This window comes from Vibrio sp. 14N.309.X.WAT.E.F5, from assembly GCF_030397615.1.
Classification (GTDB): Bacteria; Pseudomonadota; Gammaproteobacteria; order Enterobacterales; family Vibrionaceae; genus Vibrio; species Vibrio lentus.
This window is the reverse complement of the sequence record NZ_JAPNXR010000037.1, coordinates 1-3,689: the sequence shown is the minus strand read 5'-3', so window position 1 is coordinate 3,689 and position 3,689 is coordinate 1. Positions and strand designations below refer to the sequence as shown.

General features: G+C 44.1%; 2 protein-coding genes and 1 tRNA gene. 2 read left to right on the top strand and 1 reads right to left on the bottom strand.

Annotated elements, in window-relative coordinates; all coding sequences use genetic code 11:
- Positions 1-376 precede the first annotated feature (376 nt).
- On the top strand, positions 377-2,242 hold the full coding sequence (locus tag OW495_RS22970) for a methyl-accepting chemotaxis protein (RefSeq protein ID WP_083717813.1): 1,866 nt from the start codon (positions 377-379) through the stop codon (positions 2,240-2,242).
- An 84-nt stretch (positions 2,243-2,326) separates the two neighbouring features.
- Here the strand turns inward: OW495_RS22970 and OW495_RS22965 are convergent, their stop codons facing one another.
- A complete protein-coding gene (locus OW495_RS22965) occupies positions 2,327-3,115 on the bottom strand; it encodes a lipase (protein ID WP_099165180.1) in 789 nt (262 codons plus the stop codon).
- 349 nt (positions 3,116-3,464) lie between these two features.
- Here OW495_RS22965 and OW495_RS22960 point away from each other — a divergent pair.
- Positions 3,465-3,551 (top strand) — tRNA-Leu (locus OW495_RS22960).
- The last annotated feature ends 138 nt before the right edge of the window (positions 3,552-3,689 follow it).

Genomic DNA, 3,689 nt, shown 5'->3' with positions numbered 1-3,689 from the left:
TATGCAGCGGATTGCAAATCCGTGGACCTCGGTTCGACTCCGGGAGGCGCCTCCATCATTTAGAAGAAACCAGTCCTTGTGGCTGGTTTTTTCGTTTCTGGCTTCTTTGTTTCTTGTTTCTTCATCCTTGCCTCTTCATTTCTCCCCTTTACCTTTCATAGACCCACTCTATTTTGATGAGATCCTAAGTTGAACCTTTGTTGATAGACAGGTAAATAAATCAAAGTCACAATTAACCATAATGCTAAATTTGTTTCATTGTTTTATGGGATAACCCAAATTAAAACATGTGTATGAGTGATAGTGTCCCTCTTTTATATTTCTTTAATTGTTCTATAAGAGGTTCTTAAATATGCAATTTAGTCTAAAGAGGAAAATGGTTTTCTCTGTAGTTTTGGCGATTGCTGTTACATCTGCCATTCTTCTTTTCATGGGTTATAAGACGTTTCAAACAAACAGCTGGCAAGCAATAGAAAGTGAAAGTCGTAATACACTTCAAGCTCATGCAAAGGGCATTAGTGACTGGTTTTATGATAAGAAACAAGCAGTACACGGACTTAAGCAACAAGTGCAGCTTAACCCTTCAATAGATATCGTTCCTCATTTACGTCAAACCTTGGTATCTGGTGGGTTTGGATTGAGTTATTACGGTAACAAAGAAGGTGAGATGTTCCGTCATGATCCTTCATTGAATAAAGCGGGCTATGACCCAAGAGTCCGAGGTTGGTACAAACAAACCTTAGCTGAGAACCGCGCAGTGACAACCAAGCCGTATGTGAGTGTGACGATGCAAACCTTGGTGGTGACACTGACAGACCCAGTGACCGAGAATGGATCGATCATCGGTGTTGTTGCATCAAACTTGGCATTAGACAAATTGATTGAAGACGTATTAGCCATTCAGGTTCCGGGGAATGGGCGTGCGATTCTTATCGATAAGCAAGGAACGGTCGTTGCTCATCAAAATAAAGATTTCATTCTGAAACAAGTCAATGATATTGCGCCAGAGCTGAGTGTGTCTGGCTTGAACAGTGCTGCGCAAAACTTGACGACGATCTTTACTCAAGTAGATGGTGCCGAGCGAGTCATCATGGCTGAGCCGATTAAAGGCACTGACTGGTTACTTGTGATTGAAATGGATAAAGACGTATTAGAGCAGCCGCTGTTCGATATGTTGATTAGTCAAATCACCACAGGTTTGATTGTCTTGATCGTTATGGCTGCAGCAACCTCATGGTTCGTGGCTCGTCAATTAGTCGAGCTGGGTCGAGTGAGTGAAGCATTAGCTGATATTGCGGAAGGAGAAGGCGACCTCACCCAAAGACTACAAGTCTCGAGCCAAGATGAGGTGGGTCAACTTGCCGATAAGTTTAATGTCTTCGTTGATCGGCTCCATCAAATGATGCAAAACGTCACTCAAGTTTCTACCGCGATGAACAGCGGTGCCGAGCATGCTAATACCAGTGCGATGAAGCGCAGTGATAGTGTGAGCAGGCAACAAGATGAGATCACGATGGTGGCAACGGCTGTGACAGAAATGGCGACAGCAACAGCCGAAATCGCCACGAATGCTGAGAGTACGGCGAAAAGTGCGACTCACTCGGTGGAGTTGAGCGAGCAAGGCTTCCAACAGATGGCTAAAAGCCAATCATCGATTAATGACCTCGCTACTGAGCTAACAAGTGCTGTGTCTATCATCAGTGAGCTTGAAGAGCATGGTCAGCAAATCGCGTCTATCTTGGCGACGATTCGCGAAATAGCGGAGCAAACGAACTTACTTGCGCTCAATGCGGCCATTGAAGCAGCTAGGGCTGGTGAGCAAGGGAGAGGTTTTGCTGTGGTTGCTGATGAGGTTCGTGTGCTTTCTCAACGTACTCATGCTTCAACAGAAGAGATCGAAGACAAGATCAAACGCCTACAGCAAGCGACGAATGGTGCGGTTAAAGTGATGACACAAAGTCACGATATGGCGAAAACAAGCGTGCACGATGTGGATATGGCCGGAGAGAGCTTGGCTCAAATCCGTGAAGCGATTCAGATGATCAGTGATATGGCGACTCAGATTGCCTCAGCTGCTGAAGAACAGTCTTTAGTCACCGCGGAAATCAATGCGAATACGGAATCTGTCCGTGAAGTAAGTGATGTAATGGCACTTGATGCAACAGATGCAGTCTCGCAAGCCGATCAACTCAGCCATTTAGCTAACGATCTCAAACAAGAACTCTCAAGATTTAAACTTTAAGTTCAGTCAAAACCATACAGAGCACAAGTCACTCACAGGCTTGTGCTCTTTTTTATGCAGCCAGCGTCAACTTGATTTACTGTCTCAGTGCTTATCAAAGAAATCTTTGTTACGGATATACTTGCTCATTAAGTGGTAAGAGAAAGGCCTTATCAACCAGCTAAAGATAGAGCGACCAAGGCGGATTAATGTCGGTGTGTTTTCGTAGATCCTGCCGTTATAGAGCCAAAGCACTTTCCCTACATGCCAATACAACAGAGGTACGGGAGGCATGAAGGTGACAATATCTATGTCGCAACAGATACGGTAGGTTTTCTTGCTCAAACGGTAGTTCTTTTTGAAACTCCAATCACCCACAGCGGGTTGGCCAAACGTGACAATGCGTTTAATACAGCCTGGGTACTTTTGGTCTAGGTAGTCAGCAAATACACAGCCAATCGCGCCGCCAGAAGAGTGCCCGGTGATAGAAATCCTTTTTCCTTGTTCTAACAATGGTATGAGCGTGGCCTCTAAACGTTCGATAACGGTTTGCCCAAGCTTGTCTTCGTTACGACTCGGTTGGCTTTCTTGAAACATGAGATGATAGAAACCAGCATGAACACGATAGTTGAGCCCAATTTTTTTACAGCTTCTGGTCCATAGTGCAAAAGTGAGTAGCCAGTCAGAAACACTGTGTGACCCCTTGATAACCACGACGACTTCATCTTTGTCGCTGCTCCATAAGACTCGAATCATGGTTTTACCAAATTGATTCTTTATGATGCGCTGTCCATTAGGATCAAAACCGTAACGAGTTTGCTTAAAGACTCTAGGGTAGGCGAGGTTACAGAGCACGGCATAGCGTTCATATTGGTATCGTTTAAGTGGTTTCACGTTTTTATTTCGTAATAGTCGTTACTTAAAACTTTAGTCTTTGAATGTGAAAAGCACATGAAAACGAGGGAGTGTTTTGTTCATTCAATGGAATCAACAGTATTTAGTGAATCTCCAAACTGGATTTCGGCTTATGAGTTCCTGTTAAAACTCAAAACCTACGTATAAGAACCGTACAAGCTGCACTAAATTCATTCGTTTGAGTTCGATAATTAATCACTTGAATTGAAAGATAAAATTTACTGTTGACGAATTTTTTCTATCCGTTAAAGTACACCTCGTTCTCACGGCTTAGGTCGCAGAGAGATGGTGTTTTACTCTTCAGTAATCAGCATCGCATGATTGCGTTGCCCTGGTGGTGGAATTGGTAGACACAAGGGATTTAAAATCCCTCGGCGTTCGCGCTGTGCCGGTTCAAGTCCGGCCCGGGGCACCATCTATCTAGTTTCTACTTTAAGTAGAGTGTTGGACAAAGAGTGGTTCTCTTTAAACACTTCAATATATTTTTATGTTGATTAAGGCGCCTTGGCAGAGTGGCTATGCAGCGGATTGCAAATCCGTGGACCTCGGTTCG

What these genes read in the sequence shown, in the direction of transcription:
- OW495_RS22970 (WP_083717813.1), top strand. Translation starts at nt 377, where the DNA reads ATGGTTTTCTCTGTAGTTTTGGCGATTGCTGTTACATCTGCCATTCTT.